This is a genomic window from Streptomyces racemochromogenes (genome assembly GCF_044129415.1).
Taxonomy (GTDB): Bacteria; Actinomycetota; Actinomycetes; order Streptomycetales; family Streptomycetaceae; genus Streptomyces; species Streptomyces racemochromogenes_A.
Genome location: NZ_JBBDHD010000016.1, coordinates 1 through 19,548, shown reverse-complemented (window position 1 = coordinate 19,548; position 19,548 = coordinate 1). Strand labels below are relative to the sequence as shown.

14 protein-coding genes and 1 pseudogene are annotated in these 19,548 nt (G+C 72.4%); 5 read left to right on the top strand and 10 right to left on the bottom strand.

The window, feature by feature from the left end:
* Positions 1 to 8: 8 nt before the first annotated feature.
* A pseudogene (locus WDV06_RS08930) lies at positions 9 to 212 on the top strand (imelysin family protein); the annotation flags it as partial.
* A 181-nt stretch (positions 213 to 393) separates the two neighbouring features.
* Here WDV06_RS08930 and WDV06_RS08925 read toward each other — a convergent pair.
* From WDV06_RS08925 to WDV06_RS08905, 5 genes are all read right to left on the bottom strand, one after another.
* A complete protein-coding gene (locus tag WDV06_RS08925; protein WP_395509099.1) occupies positions 394 to 1,914 on the bottom strand; it encodes an ATP-binding cassette domain-containing protein in 1,521 nt (506 codons plus the stop codon).
* 261 nt (positions 1,915 to 2,175) lie between these two features.
* The gene (locus WDV06_RS08920) at positions 2,176 to 3,387 is read right to left on the bottom strand and encodes a COG4705 family protein (RefSeq protein WP_395509098.1); all 1,212 of its coding nucleotides are present in this window, start codon (positions 3,385 to 3,387) and stop codon (positions 2,176 to 2,178) included.
* A 235-nt stretch (positions 3,388 to 3,622) separates the two neighbouring features.
* Positions 3,623 to 4,423: a COG4705 family protein gene (locus tag WDV06_RS08915; RefSeq protein WP_395509097.1), complete on the bottom strand. Its 801-nt coding sequence runs from the start codon at positions 4,421 to 4,423 to the stop codon at positions 3,623 to 3,625.
* A gap of 58 nt (positions 4,424 to 4,481) precedes the next feature.
* On the bottom strand, positions 4,482 to 4,907 hold the full coding sequence (locus tag WDV06_RS08910) for a hypothetical protein (protein ID WP_395509096.1): 426 nt from the start codon (positions 4,905 to 4,907) through the stop codon (positions 4,482 to 4,484).
* 668 nt (positions 4,908 to 5,575) lie between these two features.
* A complete protein-coding gene (locus WDV06_RS08905) occupies positions 5,576 to 6,049 on the bottom strand; it encodes a DUF6194 family protein (RefSeq protein WP_395509095.1) in 474 nt (157 codons plus the stop codon).
* A gap of 74 nt (positions 6,050 to 6,123) precedes the next feature.
* Between WDV06_RS08905 and WDV06_RS08900 the strand changes: the two genes are divergently transcribed.
* A complete protein-coding gene (locus WDV06_RS08900) occupies positions 6,124 to 6,849 on the top strand; it encodes a MerR family transcriptional regulator (protein ID WP_395509094.1) in 726 nt (241 codons plus the stop codon).
* A 30-nt stretch (positions 6,850 to 6,879) separates the two neighbouring features.
* On the opposite strand, the gene WDV06_RS08895 is transcribed toward WDV06_RS08900, so the two are convergent.
* The 5 genes from WDV06_RS08895 to WDV06_RS08875 form a co-directional block, all read right to left on the bottom strand.
* A complete protein-coding gene (locus WDV06_RS08895; RefSeq protein WP_395509093.1) occupies positions 6,880 to 8,244 on the bottom strand; it encodes a cytochrome P450 in 1,365 nt (454 codons plus the stop codon).
* Entirely contained in the window at positions 8,241 to 8,903 is a 663-nt protein-coding gene (locus tag WDV06_RS08890) for an HAD family hydrolase (RefSeq protein ID WP_395509092.1), read from the bottom strand. The genes WDV06_RS08895 and WDV06_RS08890 overlap by 4 nt, the downstream gene beginning before the upstream one ends.
* A gap of 5 nt (positions 8,904 to 8,908) precedes the next feature.
* The gene (locus tag WDV06_RS08885) at positions 8,909 to 10,267 is read right to left on the bottom strand and encodes a prenyltransferase/squalene oxidase repeat-containing protein (protein WP_395509091.1); all 1,359 of its coding nucleotides are present in this window, start codon (positions 10,265 to 10,267) and stop codon (positions 8,909 to 8,911) included.
* Positions 10,268 to 10,969: 702 nt separating this feature from the next.
* Entirely contained in the window at positions 10,970 to 12,046 is a 1,077-nt protein-coding gene (locus WDV06_RS08880) for a cytochrome P450 (RefSeq protein WP_395509090.1), read from the bottom strand.
* Between the two features lie 242 nt (positions 12,047 to 12,288).
* On the bottom strand, positions 12,289 to 12,429 hold the full coding sequence (locus tag WDV06_RS08875; RefSeq protein ID WP_395509089.1) for a hypothetical protein: 141 nt from the start codon (positions 12,427 to 12,429) through the stop codon (positions 12,289 to 12,291).
* A 222-nt stretch (positions 12,430 to 12,651) separates the two neighbouring features.
* Here WDV06_RS08875 and WDV06_RS08870 point away from each other — a divergent pair, with 222 nt between their 5' ends.
* The 3 genes from WDV06_RS08870 (at position 12,652) to WDV06_RS08860 (ending at position 19,324) form a co-directional block, all read left to right on the top strand.
* Positions 12,652 to 14,169, top strand: coding sequence for a glycosyltransferase (locus WDV06_RS08870; protein WP_395509088.1), 1,518 nt, complete (start codon positions 12,652 to 12,654; stop codon positions 14,167 to 14,169).
* A 719-nt stretch (positions 14,170 to 14,888) separates the two neighbouring features.
* The gene (locus tag WDV06_RS08865) at positions 14,889 to 17,816 is read left to right on the top strand and encodes an AfsR/SARP family transcriptional regulator (RefSeq protein WP_395509087.1); all 2,928 of its coding nucleotides are present in this window, start codon (positions 14,889 to 14,891) and stop codon (positions 17,814 to 17,816) included.
* Positions 17,817 to 18,979: 1,163 nt separating this feature from the next.
* The gene (locus WDV06_RS08860; RefSeq protein ID WP_395509086.1) at positions 18,980 to 19,324 is read left to right on the top strand and encodes a hypothetical protein; all 345 of its coding nucleotides are present in this window, start codon (positions 18,980 to 18,982) and stop codon (positions 19,322 to 19,324) included.
* Positions 19,325 to 19,548 lie beyond the last annotated feature (224 nt).

Below are 19,548 nucleotides of genomic sequence, written 5' to 3'. Positions count from 1 at the left end.
CGGCGGGATGCACGCCGCCCAAGGCCGAGGAGTTCACCGACGCGGTCCGGGCCGGCGACGTGGAAGCCGCGAAGAAGGCCTACGCCGCCTCCCGCATGGGCTGGGAGCGCACCGAGCCGGTCGCCGATTCCCTCAGGGACATCGCCCCGAAGGTCGACGTCCGCGAGGACGGCCTGGAGGCCGGCCAGGACCCGGCGAAGGACCTGTTTGGGCGTCTTCAACTTCCAGCCGGACCCCACCGTCCTGCCGTCCACGGTGTGGGCGCCGCACGTCGTGCCGGTCATGCTCGTCTTCCTCCTCCCGGAACGCAGCGGTCGAGCGGCCGTTTCGGCGGCCGCGAGCAGTCGGCCCGTACCTCGGTAGGAACGCGAGGGGGACGGCGTACGCAACCGGCTATCGCGGGATCTTGCCGTGTGCCCCTCCGCCGCGTGCCCGGTCGCGGAAGTGGCCGTAGGCCATGAAGGCGAAAAGCACGGCCAGGAGTACCGCCGAGGAACCTGCGGTACCCAGGTCGAGACCTCCCTTGGCGGTGGGCTTGGTGAGATAGTCGCCCGCCGTGGCACCGAAGGGGCGGGTGAGGACGAAGGCGATCCAGAAGAGGACGACGTTGGGGACGAACGGCACCCGGATCAGGGCGACCAGGACGAGGAGGACGCCGGTGATCAGCAGGACGCTGCCCATGTAACCGAGTCCGGAGCTGTCGGAGAGGAAGTCGCCCATCGATGTGCCCAGGGTGTTCGAGACGAGGATCGCCGACCAGAACAGCGCCTCCCCGCGAAAGGTCACGATGTCGCGGATGACGAAGGTCTGGCCGGTGAACTTCCAGACGACGAAGATCGCGACGAGCAGGGAGACGAGGATGGCCGCGCCGGTGGGATAGCCGAGCCCGAGACCTTGTGGTCCCCACCCCAGGGCAGTGGTGCCCTTCGCGAGGTACTTGGAGCTGGCGTCGCGGTTCATGAAGTCCGACACGGTGGTGCCGACCATGCTCGTGGAGACGATGACGGGCCAGTAGAAGAACGGGTTGTGGTGCTTGGCCCGCAGCTGCACCAGCAGGGTCACCAGGAACATGAGGAACAGGGCGATCGTCGTGAGGAAGTAGCCCAGGCGCAGGGTCTGGGCGAACAGGTCCCCCGCGGTCTCTCCCAGGGTGGTGGCGGCGATCTTCATGATCCAGAAGGCGAGGGTGACCTCGGGCAGCTTCCGGACCACGTACCGGGCCGCCTTTCCTCCCACCGGGGACGGCGGGCCCGGTGAGGGATCAAGACGTCCTTCGCGCATCGCCCAGCGCTCGCGGAGCCGTCCTGCGACCTCCGGGTCCCGCGTGGTGACCACGAGGGCTGCTCCCGCCTCGTCCGCAGCGGCGAAGAGTACGTCCATGACCCGCCGGCCCGCGGCGTGGTCGAGGTCGCCGGTGGGATCGTCCGCCAGGATCAGGCGTGGGGCGGTGGCCAGGGTGCGGGCGATGGCGACGTGCTTGGCCTGGCCGCCGGAGAGTTCGGCGGGCATCTTGTGGGCGAGTTCGGCGGCTGCCACGACAGTGAGGCAGTGCAGCGCCCTCAGACGCGCGGATTCCTTGGGAACACCGGCCAGAACCAGCGGCAGCGCGGCGTTCTCCGTCACGTTCAGCGTCGGCACGAGGGTGGGTACCGCCAGCACGACTCCGACCTTCCCGCGGGCCGGTACTCGGGGAAGCCCCGGCCAGCTGATCTCTCCGGCCGTGGGTTGGACGACGTCCGCCATGAGGTGCAGCAGGGTGGACTTGCCCGATCCCGAAGGGCCTGTGATGGCTATCCGGTCGCCGGCGTGGACGTCGCACGTGGCACTGTTCACGGCGCCCGGCGCGGCCGGCTCGTCGCCGTGCGTGCGGGCCGCTTCCCGGCAGCGCAGGAGCAGGGTGCCGGCGGTGGTCACGGCAGGCTCCCGCGGCGTCCCGGCCGGTCGTCTCGGGAGGCGGGCACGGCGGCAGGAAGGGTGATACGTCGCATGATCATGGCGCCTTTCCGGAGACGAAGCGGACGGCAGGTCTCCTCCGACGCTAGGCAGTCGCTGGTTAGAGTCCGGCCCGTTCCCGGTGAGACGACGGTAAACCCCCGGATCAAGCGCCCGCGCAGGCACTGCTTCACCGGCCGCCCGCCCCGGCGCACGGACATGCGCCGGGGCGTCGACGGTCCCTCAGGCTGCTCCACCGAGAGAGGCGAGGAGCGTCTTGAGCGCGTCGACCTCGGTGCCCTTGTCGGGGCGCCGGGCGCGCACGGCCCTCAAGACCTCGTCGATCCGGCCGTCGAGGAAGTCCCACGCCTTCTCGCTCATGGGCTCAAGGGTGGACTGGTCGTCGTCCCACGCGGTCTCCAGGTCGGTGACGCGACTGGTCGCGGCGCGCTGGTCACCCGAGTCGACCTTCGCCAGGGTGTCGGCGGTGATGGTGCGGAACGTGGCGATATCGGCCGGTGGGAACGGTGCCGTCGCCTCCTGCGGGGTGAGGTGACCGGCCACGGGCGCCGGGGTGTCCGCTTCCTCGCTCGCAGCGCTGTGCGGCTGGTGGTTCGCCCAGGCGAGCAGGGCGGTGGCGGCGACGGCCACGACGGCGTAGTAGGCCAGCATGCCCCGCTCACGTGCCGGGCTCGGTGTCCGCGGGGCACGGGCCGGTTCCTGGGCCTCGATGACGTCACTGCGGCTGAGCGTGAGGTACGCGACCGTGGCGAGGATGGCGACCAGGAAGATCACGCTGGTCAGTGCGGTGCCCATGCCCAGGCCGTCGCCACTGGGCGATCCGAGCCAGTCGCCTAGGTTCGCGCCGAGCGGGCGGGTGAGGATGTAGGCCAGCCAGAAGGAGAGCACGGCGTTGGCGCCGAGACGCCGGCCGACGACGACCGCGGCGATCAAGCCGAGCGGCAGGAGCACGGAGACGCCCGCGGTCCAGCCGGTGAGTTCGAGGGTCCAGTCCCCGGTGGCGGTGCCGAGGGCGAAGGTGGTCAGGACCGCGAGCCAGTAGAAGAGCTCGCGGGGCCGGGTGGTGACGCTGTGGACCGACAGGGTCCCCTCTCGCACGTACCAGATGCCGAAGACCAGGGCGAGCATGCCGGCGAACACGCCGCTGCTCAGGGCCAGGGGCACTCCCAGGCTGTCGGTGAGGAGGTCGGTGTAGAGGGTGCCGGTCACGCTGACCACCACGACGGTGAGCCAGTACACGAACGGGACGTAGCGTGCGGTGCCGAGCTGCCAGGCCAGGACGGCTGCCAGGGTGCCGGTGAAGATCAGTGCGGTGTTCAGCAGGCCGACACCGAGGTTCATGTTGATCCAGTCGGCGAAGCTCTCGCCGACCGTGGTGCACAGGATCTTGATGATCCAGAACCAGATCGTGACCTCGGGCACCTTGTTCAGCATCCGCCCGGCAGGCGTCCCCGCGCTCTCGCCGACTCGGGGCCGGTCGTCCGAGTGGGCGGTTGCCCCTGGAGCCGTAGGGCTCCCCGTCGTTTCGTAGGTCATGCGGCCCGACTGTGTCACCGGGAACCTGAACGCATCCTGACTGCCCCACCGGTCACCGGATCGTGACGACAGCGATGCCCCTGCCCCCTACTCGGTGGTGTACGCGACCGAGTAGGAGACAGGGGCAGAAGGGTCAGGACGAAGACCGTGTCGCGCGGCGGTCGGCCGGGCCCAGCCACAGGACCACGGCGACGATGATCACGGCGAGGACCAGGCTGACCGGCCCGGTGCCCAGCCCGAGGCCCCCGCGCTCGGCGCCGACGCCGGCCCAGTCCGCGAAGGAGGCGCCGAGGGGACGGGTGAGCACGTAGGCCCACCAGAAGCCGAGCACGGGCGGGAGGGCGAGCAGCCGGTGGGCGAGCGCCGGCAGGGCGATCAGGGCGGCGAAGAGCAGTCCCGAGGGGAGGTATCCCCAGCCCAGGGTCGCCGCGGTCAGGTCGCCAACGGCCGTGCCGAGGGCGAAGGTGGCCATGACCACGGTCCAGTAGAAGACCTCGCGGCGTCCGTCGGCCACGGTCTCCACGGCGAGGGTGCCCTCGGTCCACCTCCAGACCATGAAGACCAGGCCCAGGATCAGGGCGAACGCCGTCGCGGACACCGCGTACGGCACGCCGAGGGCGACGTGCGCGACGTCGGCGGCCATGGTCCCGAAGACGCTGACCATCACCACGGCGGACCAGTAGACGGCGGGGACGTAGCGGCGTGCGCGGGCCTGCACGACCAGGGCGGCGGCCAGCAGGAGGCCGGCCCCGGCGACCGCGGGAACGGGCCCGAGGGTGCGTGCGAGGTAGTCGGAGGTGGTCTCGCCCATGCCGGTGGTGAGGATCTTGACGATCCAGAACTCCGCGGTCACCGCGGGGACCTTGCTCACCGCGGAGCGAAGGGCCTGGGGGTGGGCGCGGCGGTGCGCCCGAGGGGTTGTCGTGACGCCCAAGACGGCGGCACTCCTTTCTGCGCGGCGCGGCGGGGCCGTGGCGCTCGATCGGTGCGGTTCAGCCGCCCAAAACGGTGTTGCCGGTCAGCGTGCCGCCGGCGCCGTCGACGGTCACGGCGTGCCGCACGCCGTCGGGTCCGACGACGACGATCCGCCAGCCGCGGCCGCCGCCCTGCTCCGTGACCGGTGCCAGCGACTCGACCTTGCCGTCGTCGACCGCCGTGGCGGCCTTGTTCACGGCGTCCGCTGCGGAGAGCGAAGGCAGCGGTGCCGGTGCGCCGTCGGTCGAAGGGACACGCGCGTCGCCCGCACGTCGGCCGCGCCCACCGTCCCTGTACCGGCCGTCGCGTCCCTCACGGTGCTCGGAGTCCTCGCGGGATTCGTTGCTCCGCTCGTGGTCTCCGGCCGCCATCTTGCGCTCGCCGCGTCCTTCCTCCTCGTGGTGGTGGATGGCCGCCGCAGCCGCGCCGCCGCCGAGCACCACGACCGCCGCGGCACCAGCCGCGGCCCATCGTGCTCCGCGGCCGCGGAGCCGAACCTTGCGTGCCGGCTTCCGCGCCGTGGTCCCGGTGCCTCCCTCTCCCGGCTCGCCGCCATTCATGAACTGATCCTCGGATTCACTCACTGTGACCACCCCTGCCTCTTGGCGCGGTCCGGGGCCTGCACCCGGACGTCGCGGCACAGCATCGTCGGGGCCCGCTGAAGAAATCCTGAAGACCTGAAGGTCCCTTCAGGTTGGCGGCTCCGCCCGGGCGGAGCCATGAGCGACATGGTGGCGCGGCTCCGAGGCCCTCTCGCGGCCGGAGGCGGTGTCCCGCCCCCGGTTCTCGTGAACATCGACCCGCCGCCTCGGCCGGTGGCTCCCGAAGTCATGTGTTCGTTCTCGCGGAAGGCAGGCGTGTCTCGTCCAATCCGGTCGTTGGTCTGACCGGCCGCGCAGTGTGCAACCTGGGAGGAAGTCGGAGGGCAGGGCTATTGCTGCGGTTGTCGCGATTCCGGGCATCGGCAGGTGGATCGTGGCAGCGGTCCTCTCAGGACTCGCCTCGGCTCTCGGTGGGCCCGTGGCCCGGGGAGCCGTCTGAGATGAGCGTGCGGGACGGGGTGGACCATGGCGACCCCCATGTGCAGTTGGGGACAGTGAAGGCCCCTTCATCATGCCGTCGGTTCAGTGCGTCGCTCGTGGCGTGAGCGGGCGAGGTGGTGGGCGGTTCGCAGCAGCTCACGGGTTGCGGCCTGCGTGCGCTCGCCCGGGTTCACCACGGCCAGCCAGCCCAGGCTGCCGTACACGGGGTGCGCGATCACGGTGTCGGCTGCGCTGGGGTCGACCTCGCCGCTGACCGGTTCGCGCGGCGCGTGCCCGGTCCACCGGATGAACGCGTCCTTGCCGGCGGCGATGTTCACACGGAACGCGCCCGGCCTGTCCAAGCGGGACGACTCGTCATCGGGGTAGTCCTTGGTCACGACGGTGGCGAAGGGCTGGGACGCCGTCGGCGTGACGCCGTCGGGAGCGTAGTAGAAGAACGTGTCGCCCCAGCTGATTTCCGGTGTGCCGTCGCCGGGTGCGGGCCTGAGGGTCAGGACGCCGTCGAGGGTGTTCACGAAGCCGATGATCTCTTCACTCGTCATGTGCTCCAGTGTTCCCCTCACGTGCTTGTGGAGGCTTTCGGCCGCCGGAACCGCCTCTGGCATAGGGTTTTCATATGGCGAGTCTCAAGTCGGGTGGTATGCGCACCGCTGATGTCGCACGTGGCGTCGGATACTCCGTCCAGCAGATCCGCAACCTCGAACGCGACGGGGTGCTCCCACCCGCAGCGCGCACGGCCACGGGATACCGGACCTACGGCGAGCTGCATCTGCAGTGCGCCCTGGCCTACCGGTCCCTCGCCGCGGCGGCGGGGCCGATCGAGGCCAAGAAGATCGTCCGGGCCTTCCATCAGGGTCCGACCGCGCAGGCCCTGGCCCTCCTCGACGCGGCACACGCCCGACTCGACCGGGAGCGGGCCGAACTGGCGCAGGCCAAGGACGCCGCACGTGCGATCTCCCGCGAGCCGATCGACGACGTATGCGCCTCGGACGCGATGAGCACCTCCGAGCTCGCCGCCGCCCTCGACGTACGCCCCTCGACGTTGCGGCACTGGCATGCGGAGGGCCTCGTCGTCCCCGACCGCGACCCCGCGCGCGGAACCCGGCGCTACACACCGGCCCAGGTGCGCGACGCGCGGATCGTGCACCAGTTGCGCAAGGCCGGATACCGCATCACACCGCTCCGGGCCCTTGTGCCGCAGCTCCGCGATGGCCGCCGAGCGCGGGACGTCGATTCGGCGCTGGCCGCCAGGGACGCAGCAATCACCGCGCGATCCGCGGCCCTCCTCGACAGCGCGCCGGCCCTCCGCGCCGTGCTCTCCCTGCGGGGGCGAACAGACTGATCCGAAGACGGCCGTGAGGACCCGGCTCGGTCAGCGGTCGTCGGCGCGTGGTGGGGTGGTGGTGCGGGCGGTGGCTTGGAGGCGCAGGCCGCGCGGGATGAGGGTGGCGACCAGTTTGGGGCGGACGCGGCCGGCGCCGGGGAGGGGGCGCAGGTGCCAGTGGCTGGTGATGGTGGCGAGGGCGAGGGTGGCTTCGATGAGTCCGAACTGTTCCCCGATGCACTTGCGGGCGCCGGTGCCGAAGGGGACGAAGGCCTGGCGCGGTGGCTGGGGGCGTTCGGGTGCCCAGCGGTCGGGGTCGTAGTGGCCGGGGTCGGGGTGGAGGTCGGGGCGGTGGTGGATGAGGTAAGGGCTGTAGATGACGGTGGTGCCGGCCTGGACGGGGTGGCCGTTGATCTCGGTGTCGGTGGTGACCGTGCGGGTGACCATCCATGCCGGCGGGTAGTGGCGCAGGGTCTCGTCGACGACCTGGCGGGTCAGGGTCAGTCGGGGCAGGTCGGCGTGGGTGGGGCGGCGGCCGGCCAGGACGGTGTCGACTTCGTGGTGCAGGCGCTCTTCGAGGCCGGGGGCCTGGGTGAGGGTGTGCAGGGCCCAGGACAGGGTGCAGCCGACGGTTTCGGCGCCGCCCATGAGGAAGGTGACGGCCTGGTCGGAGATTTCGGCGTCGGTCAGTCCGCGGCCGTCGGTGTCGCGCGCGCTCAGGAGCATCGAGAGCAGGTCGCCGTGGTCGGTGTCGGTGGTGCGGCGTTGGGCGAGGGCTTCGTCGATGGTGTGGCGCAGGCGGGTGCAGGCCTGGAAGTAGCGGCGGGTGGCGGGGGTGGGCAGGCGGTCCAGGGGTGGCGGGGTGAGCATCCTGCGGAAGATGCCGGCCATGATGGTGGCCAGGTCCTGGGCGATGCGGGTGCGGGCGGTGGGGCTGAGAGCGTCGGAGAACAGGGCCGCGGCCACGTTGCGGGCGGCCAGGGCGGTCGTTTCGGCCATCACGTCGAGTACCTGGCCTTCGCGCCAGGCGGCGACCTGGATGGCGGTCTGGGCGGCGATGATCTCGGTGTAGCCGGGCATGCGATCGGGGTGGAAGGCCGGCTGGACCAGTCGGCGCTGGCGGCGGTGACGGCTGTGGGGGCAGGTGCCGAGGCCGTCGCCGAGGGACTCGCGGTAGCGGTCGAAGAGTTGGCCGCCCTTGTCGAAGACGCGGTCGTTGCGGAGCACCTCGTGCATCAGGTGCGCGTCGCACAGGACGACGACGTCCGTCGGGCCGATCCGGACCCGTACGACGTCGCCCTGCTGTGGGAGGGAGGTGAGGAAGCCCAGCGGGTCGCGGAGCAGGGGCAGGAGGTGGCCCACCACGGGGCGCGCTCCCGACGCGGTGGGGATGGGGGTGCCTGCCGTCGTCATGGCCGCTCCTGGCGTTCGTCGAGGGGGAGGGTACGGCCGCGGTCGGGCGCCGGGGCCGGGTCGGGTGCCCGGTCGGGGTGGAGGGTGCGGGTGGGGTGGCGGACGTCGATGACGTGCATGCCCGCCGCGCGGGCGGCGGTGACGCCCTCGTCGGTGTTCTCGTAGACCAGGCACCGCGCGGCGGGCACGCCCAGTCGGCGGGCGGCGGCCTCGAACGCGTCGGGGGCGGGCTTGAGACGGGTGACGTCCTCACGGGCGACCACGACGGTGACCACGTCGGAGAGCCCGGCTGCGGCGAGTCCGGCGCGCACGATGGCGCCGTCGTTGGCCGAGGCGACCGCGACCGGCCCCCTGCGCGCGGCGGCACGCGCCAGGGCCACCATCGGCGGGATCGGGGCCGCCAGGTGGGCGTTGGCGAGCCAGTGGGAGCGGGCCGAGCGCACCACGTCGCCGTCGGAGCAGCCCAGGCGCACTCCCAGGTCGGTGTGCAGCCGTTCGCGCAGGGCCGTCAGGTCCGCCAGGGGCGCCTCGCGCAGCCAGGCCAGGGAGGCGGCGTGGAAGCCGTGTGCGGTGAGGGCGGCGTGGACGGCGCGGGCGTTGAGGTCGCCGGTGTCGACGAGCGTTCCGTCGAAGTCGAAGATCTGGGCCGCGTACGGCATCCGGGTCACCTCCCGCAGCGGGCCAGGCCCCGCAGCACGTAGGCGGGTGCGAGGACGGGGACGTCGACGGGGATCGGGCGGGGGGCGGCGGTGTCGGCGGGGGCGTCGAATCCGCCGTCGGGGCGCTGACATGCGCTGAGGTAGGCGAGGGCTGAGGGGATCGGGCTGGTGCGGTGGAGCATGCCGAGGGCGGCGAGGGCGTAGCCGGTGCTGATGGGGTCGCTGGCGCGGCCTGGTTGCTGTCCCCAGCCGCCGTCGCGGTTGTGGGTGTGTTCCAGGCGGTCGGCGGCCCGGCCGAGGGCCTGTTCGACGGCCTCGGCCAGCGGTGGAGGCAGCGGGAGCCGGTCGCGGACGGCGGTCAGGCCGTGAGCGGCTCGGGAGATCGCGTTGCCGTCCGCGAGGCTCCAGCCGCGCTCGAAGGTGCCGTCCGGTCTCTGGCTCCCGGCCAGCCACCGGACGCCGGCCGCGATCTGCCGGGCGTGTGGTGCGGGGTGCTGGGCGAGTACGGCGAGGGCTCCGCCGGTCATGGCCGACTCCGAGGGGGTGCCCCGGCGGTAGGTGGGCCATCCCCCGTCGTCGTTCTGCAGGGCCCGTACATAGGCGTAGCCGGCCGCCAGGTGCGGGGCGTAGCGGACGGGATCGTGGTGGTGCAGGAAGACCATGGCCGTGTAGGTGGTGTCCATGTCGGTCTGGGTGGCCTGCGGTGTGTAGGACCAGCCGCCGTCGCCGGCCTGGCGGGCGGCCAGCCAGTCGGCGGTGCGCGCCAGCGTCTGGCGGTCGGTGCCGGCTTCGGTGAGCGCGGTCGCGGCGATCGAGGTCACCCAGGTGTCGAACGACTCGGCCACGCTGAACCCGCCGTCCGCGTGCTGGGTGGCCACCAGCAGGTCGATCCCCTGCCGGACGGCCGCCCGGTAGGCCGGGTAGGGGCGCAATGCGTGCAGGAACAGCAGGTGGGGCAGGTGGTTGCCCTCGAATACGCGCGGCTTGAGCAGCAGGTCCGCGAGGGCGTCGAGGTCGTCGTCGGCCACCGGGTTGCCCGCGGCCCGGTCACGGATGACCCGGCAGGCCGTCAGCTCGGCCTGCTTCCAGGTGTGCAGGCCGTCCGCGGGGTCGGTGGTGGGCGGCGGGGCGGGGGCGCTGCCGGCCCCGGCGGCATGGAGGATCGCGTTCATCAGCAGCCGCTTGCGGCCGGCGGTGTGGTGATCGAACCCCGCCAACAGGTCCCGGCCGGACGGCATGCCGAGCAGGGCCCGGTCCAGCGGGGTCAGTTCCCCGCTGCCGGTGGCGGTCGCGCGCAGGTAGGAGCGGACGCCGGCCAGGGCGTCGGGGTGGCGGTCGTCGTCCTGTAGCAGGCGGCAGGCCAAGACGGACTCCAGAACACGACTGCCGCAAGCGGAACGAACCGGCCCTTGGTGATCGATCCGCGCGCAGAGGTACTCACGCAGCCGATCGACCAGCGGCGATGCTGTCGCGGCGGGCGGAAGAAACGTCACTGCAACCACAGCCCACGTATTCCGGGCGCCACCACGCGAGGTATCTCCGTCATCTCCGCTTCCCTGCCAGGGCCGAGCACCGGCCACACATGATCCAGCTCGCACTACCCACCGCACCCGGCCAGGAAACAGACGGTCAGAAGCCCCCCGGCGCACGACAGAAGCAGGGGCAGCTCACCCGGCCACAGCGGTCCCGGACGGGTCCAGTCGCCGCCACGGCAGGTCAGGGCGCACGCTGCCCGGAGACCGCGCCCTCGCCCACCGCCGCGCCCCCGGCCCGGGGCCGGCGGGGCCCGGGCCGCGATGGCCGGGCGGGCCGGTCAGATAGTGGTCGTCGCGTCGTACAGCCGGGAGGGACCGCCGCCATTTGATGATCAACTGACCGGAATCCGGGTGGATGTGACCGAAAGCCATCGCCCAGACGGCGGCCGGTGGCGCCGACGGCCTCGCCCGGGACACAACGCGACGTCCACGGGACGCAGCCGAGCACGGTCGGCACGGCCGGCGCTCTCGTCATCCCTCAGTCGGCCACGTAGGCCGACCCTGCCGGGCGCTGGGACGAGCGGGCCCGAGTCACGCGCCCGCTGAATCCAGAGCGACGGGGAGTTCGTCGAAGCCATGGAGCCGGAGGGAGTTCCGGTACCGGACTGGTCGGTCGGGGAGAAGGGCGAGGCCGGGCAGGTGCAGCAGGTGACCGAGAGCGGTCTGGAGCTGGACGCGGGCAAGGGCCGCGCCCAGACAGTGATGGGGGCCGCGTCCGAAGGCCAGGTGCGCCTTCGATGCGGGTGCGGGAAGGGAGCGGTGGGGGTCGGGGCGGACGGCCGGGTCGCGGTGCGCCGAGGTGAGGCTGAGCAGCACCGTGTCCCCGGCACCGATCCGTGCACCGGCGAACGTGAGGTCCGTGCGCGCGAAGCGGGGGGCGGCCGTGGCCGTGGGCGCGGTGTGCCGGAGCACTTCCTCGACGGCGGCGGGCAGTAGCCGCGGGTCGCCGCGCAGCGTGTCGGCGTGGTGGGGGTGGGTGAGCAGGTGGAGCGCGCCGTGGCCGATGGCGTGGGTGACGTTCTCGATACCCGCCCACCAGATCTGGAACGCGAGGGAGACCAGTTCGTCCTCGGTGATCTGCCGGTGGGTGTCGTGTGCGGTGACCCAGGCGCTCAGCAGATCGCTTCCGGGCTTCCTTCGCCGCAGTGCGATGAGGCGGGTGATCAGGTCGAGGACGTGGTGGACGGCCGTGTCGAGCTGGGAGTGGCGGCTGTGCGTGACCATGGCCGCCGTCCATTCGGCGAGGGCCGGCCGGTGGGCGCTGGGGACGCCGAGCAGGTCGGCGGTGACGGTCAGCGGCAGCGGGATGGCGAAGTCGGTGATCAGGTCGGCCGAGGGCCGTGCGGCCAGGCCGGCGGTCAGCTGCGCGGTGACGGATCGTATGCGGTGGCGCATCGTTTCGGCTCGGCGCGCGGAGAAGGCCGCGGCGGCGAAGCGACGCAGGCGTTGGTGGCCGGCGCCGTCCCTGGTCAGGAGGTTGTCGTGCAGGGGCTCGGGGAGGGAGAAGCCGTCGTGTACCGGGCGGGTGTGTACGGAGGACGGGTCCACCGTCAGCCGGGGATCGCCGAGAGCGGCACGGACGTCTGCCTCGCGCGTCAGGAGCCACAACGGCGCACCGCCGGCTGCCTGCCGGCGGCGCACGGGGGCCTCGGCCCGGAGCGAGGTCGGTAATGGGTGCGGGTCCCTCCGCGCACCGTCCATGATCACGAGCCAGGTCCCCGCCCTTGCGTCAATGGCCGGCCGCGGCCGCCCCACGGCCGGACGGCAGGCGAACCGATCCTGCGGTGGTTGCCTCTTGCGGCGATCGGCCGCCCGTCGGCAGAACTGCCGGCGTACCGTTGCAGCTCGGCTCAGGGCTCCAGTTCGAGGGCGAGGCCGACCTTGTGGCCTCCGGTCCTGGTCGCGGGGGCGGCCGGTGCGGGGCTCTCCGCAACCGAGGGGGCTTCCTGCTCGGTGGGTTCAGGGCTCGTGGGCGTGTTCTCCGCGGCCATGGTGGCTTCCTCCCGGTGGAGTCGGTGATCACGCAGCATAGGACAGCCGTCGGCCGCTGGAGTCGCTTTCGGCAAGACTTCGCCCGGTGCGCGCCACCCGCAAGCGCTGGACGGGGCGGCCTGCCGGGACCCGATCGCCCCGGCCCACGGATGCCGATGGACCGTGATGATCAAGGAACTGATAGTTCTTCTCATGCCTACGAAGGCGATGGGGGAGGTGGCATGACGGGGCTCTTCGACACCGACGTGATCGCGGCACTGGCACGTGGCGGTGCCGAGACGCAGCGCCGGATCCTGGAGCGGTGGCCGGACCGGATAGCCGACGAGATGGCCGACGGCTTCACTCGCCGGCATCCGGACATGGCGGCGAAGTCCGGCTTCGCCCGCTGGCAGCTCGTGGCCCTGACCGTCGTCGTGGTGGGCGTCCTGACGGGCGTGGTGCTCGTGCCGCTGCCCACGCTCGCGCTGCTGACCTCGGTGGTGACGGGCTACAGCCTGCTGCACGGCGTGGTCGCGCTGAACGGCCTGCTGGCGGGGCGCCGCCACGGCGGGCTCGCGGATCCGCCGGTCCCGGAGGCGGACCTCCCCTCCTACACCGTGCTGGTGCCCGCCTACCAGGAGGCCGGGGTGATCGGCGGCCTGGTGCGGCACCTGGCCGCCCTGGACTACCCGTCCGACCGCCTTGAGGTGCTGATACTGGTGGAACGGCACGACCCGGACACCACCCGGGCGGTGCTCGCCGCCGACCCGCCCCCGTTCGTGCGCGTAGTGCAGCTGCCACCCGGGCCGCCCCAGACCAAGCCCCGCTCCGTGAACCTGGGCCTGATGCTGGCCCGCGGCGAACTCCTGGTGATCTTCGACGCCGAGGACCGCCCCGATCCCGCACAACTGCGGCACGTCGCGGCCCGGTTCGCGGCGCGCGGTCGGCAACTGGCCTGCGTCCAGGCCCGACTGCTGTTCCGCAACCCCGCCGACAACTGGCTGACCAAACAGTTCGCCATGGAGTACGCGCTGCGGTTCGGAATTTCCCTGCCCGGCCTGGCGCGCCTGCGGCTGCCCATCCCCCTCGGCGGGACCAGCAACCACTTCCGCACCGACACCCTGCGCGACCTCGGCGGCTGGGACGCCTGGAACGTCACCGAGGACGCCGACCTCGGCATGCGCTGCGCCGCACTCGGCTACCGCACCGAGACCATCGAGACGATCACCTGGGAAGAGGCCCTCGACACCATCGGCCCGTTCGTACGGCAGCGCACCCGCTGGTTCAAGGGCTTCCTGATGACAACAGCGGTGCACACCCGCAACCCCCGTCACACACTGCGCCGGTTCCAAGCCTCCGGAATCCTGGTCCTGCTCGGCATCGTCGCCGCCGGCCCGGTCACCGCTCTGGTCCAACCCCTCATCACCGCCCTCACCGTGGCCGCGGTGTTCGACCGGAGCTGGTCCTCGGCCGGCTCCGCCCTGATGCTTCCGGTGCTCGCCGCGCAAGCCGGTTCGGCCGCCCTGTGGATCGCCATCACCTTCGCCGCCGCCAGGCGCGCCCGGCTCGCGGCCCCGTGGCACGCCGTGTTCGTGCCGCTGTACGCACTGCTCTGGTCCGTCGCCGCCTGGCGTGCGGTGCACCAACTGGCGGTCGCCCCCTTCACCTGGGAGAAGACCCCGCACGCGAACGACCGGGCCGCGGGCTCACACGAGCAGGACCTCCGCTGTGAGCCGGGCAGCCGGATGACGCTGCTGTGACCAGGCGGCGACCTCCGCTGGCCGCCGCACGACCTGGACGAGAACCCAGGAAAGATATGTCGTGCCTGGTCGGTCGTCGAGCCGGCGCGAAGACGACCAGTTCCACCGCCCTCGACCCAGACGATGACGACCCTTCGCCACCCCCGCCCGCGCTACCGGCGGGGGTGAACGCCACGTCGGTGCCGCCGCAACCTGCAGCGATGTCCAGCGGCCGGTCCTTGTCTACAAAATCCGGCATCTCGGCCCCGGCGGGACCTACGACTTCAAGAACCGGCCCACCTGTGGCTACTACCTCCGCAGCGTCACCGCCGGAATCATCGACAGCAACCCCTAAAGCGGCACTCCGCAGACGACCTGTGGCACCCCGGGCGGCAGCGCCTCCCTGACCGAGAGCGAACCCAACGACACCCGGGCCACCGCCGACGACGCCACCGCCGTCACCTCCCCCGCCTCCCTCACCGGCACCTTCGGGGGCGCGGCCCCGCCGGCAGCCCGGATGGCCCGGAGCGCCCGGAGCGCCCGGAAACATCGGCATGAACCTGGCGTTGTCGTGATGGTGTTGTCTCAAGACTCCGTCGCCCGCCCGCGGTCCCGCGGCTCTCCGTCGGTGCGGACAGCACCGCAGGTTGGCCCGGGCGGCAAACCGAACAGTTTGATGAGGTGATCGACTTGCCCGGCTGACACACTACGGGCATGCGTTGGCCGTACCGGGGGGTCCGATGAGGTTCAGTGTGCTGGGGTCGCTGGCGGTGTGGGACGGGGCGGGAGCGATCCGACCCCTGCCCCGGCCGATGCCCCGGGCCCTGCTCGCCGTGCTCCTGCTCGACGCCAACCGCACAGTGCCGTCCCACGAAGTGATGGCAGTGCTGTGGGGTGAGAAGCCTCCGACCACGGCCGCCGCCTCCCTGCACAACCACGTGGGCTGGCTGCGGCGGACCTTGGGGGACGAGGGAGCGGTGCGGCTGAACTCGGTCGGCCAGGGTTTCGTGCTCCGCGTCTCGGAAGGGGAGCTCGACTGCGACGATTTCGAGCGGCACGTCCAGCGGGCCCAGTCGGCCTTACGCGCCGAGGAGTGGGCACGTGCCGCGGCCGAGGCGCAGGCAGCCCTCGCTCTGTGGCGCGGCACGCCGCTGGCCGACGTACCCCGTCTCGCCGAGCACACGCGCGTCGAGGCGCTCAGGGAGCACCGGCTCCACGCCTACGAGTGCCTATTCGAAGCCCTGCTCCAGCAAGGCCGGTTGGAGGGCATGTCCACCGAGCTCGGGGTGCTGGTCAAGGAGCACCCCTTCCGAGAGTCCTTCCACCGCCAGCTCATGCTCGCGCTGGCACGCGGCAACCGCCAGGCGGACGCACTCGCGGTCTTCCAGAACCTGCGGCGGTCCCTGGTCGACGAACTCGGGGTGGAGCCGGCGGCCGCGGTCCAGCAGGCCCACCAACAGATCCTGTCGGAGGAGCGCCTCCCCCCGCCGGCCGCGGGCCCCGTCGCGCGGCCGGCGGCAGGCGTGCGGACGTCTCCCCCGCCACAGCCCAGCCTCCCGCCCGCGCAGCTCCCTTCGCCGCCGTCCCACTTCGTCGGCCGCGAGGAGGACACCGCCGAGCTGCGCGCCGTGCTCCTCGCCGAAACGGGGCACACCACCGTGGCGGTGATCAGCGGCATGGCCGGGGTCGGAAAGACCGGCCTGGCCCTCCACCTGGCCCACCAGCTGCGCCAGGACTTCCCACACGGTCAGCTCTACCTCAACCTCCACGCCGCCACTGCGGGGATGGACCCGCTGGAGCCCGGGACCGCGCTGTCGGCCCTGCTGCGCGGCCTCGGCGTGCCACCCGGCCTGGTCCCCTCCGACACCGCCGAAGCCGCCGCGCTCCTGAGGTCCACGCTCGCCGACCAGCGCGTCCTGCTCCTCCTGGACGATGCGGGCTCGGCCTCCCAGGTCAGGCCCCTCCTTCCAGCCGGGTCCGGGTGCGCGGCGCTGGTCACCAGCCGGCGGCCGCTGACCGCGCTGGGCGCCGCCGGGCACGTCCGCCTGAAACCGCTGTCGGCACGGGCCGGCGCACTACTGCTGCAGAGGGTGTCGGGCCGTACCACGCCCCGCGCCGAGTCGGCGGCAGCCGACCGGCTGACGGAGCTGTGCGGGGGGCTGCCGCTCGCCCTGCGCATCGCGGGCGCCCGGCTGGCGGGCCGGACCGCCCTGACGGTGGAAACCCTGGCACGCCGCCTGGCGGTACAAGGGGCTCGGCTCGACCACCTGGAAATCGAGGATCTCAGCGTGCGCCGCTCCCTGGCCGTGGCCTACGACGCGCTGCTGGCCTCCGCGGACTCCGTGGACCGCGATGCGGCGTGCGCTCTGGAGCGCCTGGGAGCCCTGGACCTGCACGACTACGGCACCGATGTGACGGCCCAGCTCATGGGCGTGCCGGCCAACCGGGCCGAGCAGGCACTGGAGCGCCTGGCCGAGGTGGCCCTGCTCGACGAAGTGAGCCTGGGCAGGTACACCCCACACGACTTGGTGCGGGACTTCGCCCGCGAGATGGCACCGGCCCCCGACGCCGGGCACGCCCGGGCCGACGCCGCCGAGCGCGCGCTGGAGTGGTACCTCGACTCCGTTGAGGGCTGCCGACAGAGCCTGCGCTCGGCCAGTGCGGGGCAGCCCGACGGTCCGGGCCCTCGATTCGCCAGTGCGGCCGCCGCGGTCGCCTGGGCAGACGGCGAATTGGAGAACCTGGTCCTCCTGGCCGAAGAGCCCGGCTGCGGCCGGCTGGGACTGCGGCGCACGCTCGCCCTGATCGAATGCCTGTGCCCTTACCTCGCGGACCGCGGCCACGCGGAGAAAATGAAGCGGCTGGCCGGCCACGCCGTCTCACTCGCCCGCCGCAGCGGGGAGCCGGAAGCGGAGCAGCGGCTGTTGTTCCAGTTGGCCGTGGCGCACTACTCCGAAGGGAAGCCGGCGGCCGCGCTGGCCTGTCTGGACGAGGCCGGTGCCCTCTTCAGGGGGAGCGGTCCCGACCTCGCCATGATGAGGCTGTTCGGAAACCGCGCCGAGTTGCTGGCCGTTCTGGGACGCCACGACGAAGCCCGCGAGAGCCTGGACCGCAGCCTGGCGCTGCGGCCCGACGGCCTCAGCGACTTCCACGACGCGCTGCACCTCGGGCAGCAGGGCAACGTCATCGCCCACACCGACCCGCGGTTGGGGCTCGCGTACCAGCACAGGAGTCTGGGCATAGCCCGGCGGCTGGGGATACCCGCGCTACAGCTCGTGGCGCTCTGCAACGCGGGTACGGCGCACCTGTCCCTGGGAGAACCGGCCGAGGCACTGTCGTGCTTCGAGGAAGGGCTGCGGATCCCGGCTGACGGCGGCGCCCACTGGAACTCGGAACGCGAGATCCGGCTGGGCCAGGTCCTGGCCCTGGTCCGGCTCGACCGGCTGGAGGAGGCCCGCGCGCGGTGCACGGAGTTCCTCGCGTCGGCCGAGGCCCGCGGCGACCGGCACGCCACGGGCCTCGTCCACTACGCCCACGGCCACGTCCTGCAGGCCGCCGGCCGGACCTGGGAGGCCCACCGGCTGTGGCGGACCGCCCTTGAGTCCATGGAAGGCACCGACGGCCCCGTGCTCCGTGAACTCCGCGACCTGCTGACTGCGACCTGCTGACTGCCTCCGGGACGCGGGGCGACCACCCTCAAAGCCGCCTCAGCCTTGACCCGCCGTCCCCGCAACCGGGATCGCCCGGGTCGGGTGTGGAGAGAACGGTCCCTCATGCGGTCGACCGCGACGCACGGGCGGAGGAGCTCAATCGCTTGCCGAGACCGGTGCCGCGTCCGATGACGGCGGGCTCCGGGGAGCACGCGGCCCCCGCGCTGTGGGTGCTCGCCGGGGCACTGTCCGGGCTCATCCCGGAGGCCGCCGAGCTCTGGAGGTCATCCAGGCCCCGTCGCCACGTTCCGCGAACACATCGAGCATGCCCCGGCCGCAGCCGCGCCGAGTCCGCCGTGCCGACACCGCGGCGGACTCGGCGGTGCTGAGCACCGGCCTGCGGCCGGTGCGCACTCCCCCACCAGCCGCCCGCCATCGAGGGCCAACCCCGAGGGGGCACAGGGCCGACCGAGACAGCCGCGGGTTCTCTGGCGGTGGCCCTGACCGCCTACGGGCCGGCAACGTTTCGGGCCCGGGCGACCGTCGGTGTTGAACCACACGGCGACGTCGGACCGGTCGACGAACCGGGAGAGGCCGTCGTTACGGCCCAGGCTGATGCACTGGGCCGCGTACAGCCGGTTGAGGGTCTCGGGCCGCTCGCCCCCGACCACGCTGAGCACCGTGTCGGCGACCCGGGCACCCATCGGCATCGCCGCCTGGCAGCTCATCCGCAGCGGCAGGCCCGATGGCGCGGCCGAGCCCGCGCCGCGAAGAGGCGGTCGAGCGCGACCAGGGTCCGGGCCACCGAACGGCGGCGCCGGTGGTGCAGGTACGGACCGAGCACCCGCCGCAGACCAGGGTCACGCGCGGGCCGCCTCCGCGAGCTCGACCGCGGTCTCTATGCCCGTCGGCCCGGTTCCCACCACCGTCATCGGAGCCGATGCACGGGTGAGAGCCTCGGGCGTGGAAGTGGACGCCTGGCAGGCCGGTGGGCCAGTACGCCGTGCACCGCGCTACAGGAGGGTGCCGTGGGCCTCATGTTGGTCGGCTGTTGCCGGGCTGTTGGTGGGGACCAGCACAGTGAGTTCCGTGCGCTCCGCAGCGAGCAGCACCTGTACCTGTGACGAGGCAAGCAGGAGATTGCGTCGTCCAGCCACCTTCCTGAAGAACTTGGAGTCACCGTGAAGAAGATCGGCCAGGCTGTCGTGACGACCCTCGCGATAGCCACCTTCGGCCTGCTCGCCGCCGGCCCCGCGAGCGCGGCCTCCTCCGTCTGTGAGGGATACACCTGCACCAGCGGAAGCGTGCCCGCCAACGGCAACCACCAGGTCTGCTTCTCCGGCACCCACACCGCCCTCGCCTACTGGGGGCGGGCCGAGCTCTGGGACGCCGACACCGGCGTGATGGTCGGCTCCTTCGCCACCAACCCCCTGGAGACCAAGAGCGCGTGCGTGGGCGGTCTGTACGGGCAGCACTACTACGAGCGTGGCACCGGCGGGTTCTTCTACGGCAAGGTCTGGAACTGAACCACAGTTGTGGAGCACGATGAGCGGCCTCTGCCTGTAGGCCTTCGGTCAACCGGGGACGCCGTCCGCTGACGGGGAAGCGGTGGCGTAACGGCCGCTCCCGTCGGGCAGGACCGGCCGGGGGGGGGGGGGGGGGCGGGCGGGGGCGCGGGGGGGGGGGGGGGGGGGGGGGGGGGGGGGGGCGGGGGGGGGGGGGGGGGGGGGGGGGGGGGGGGGGGGGGGGG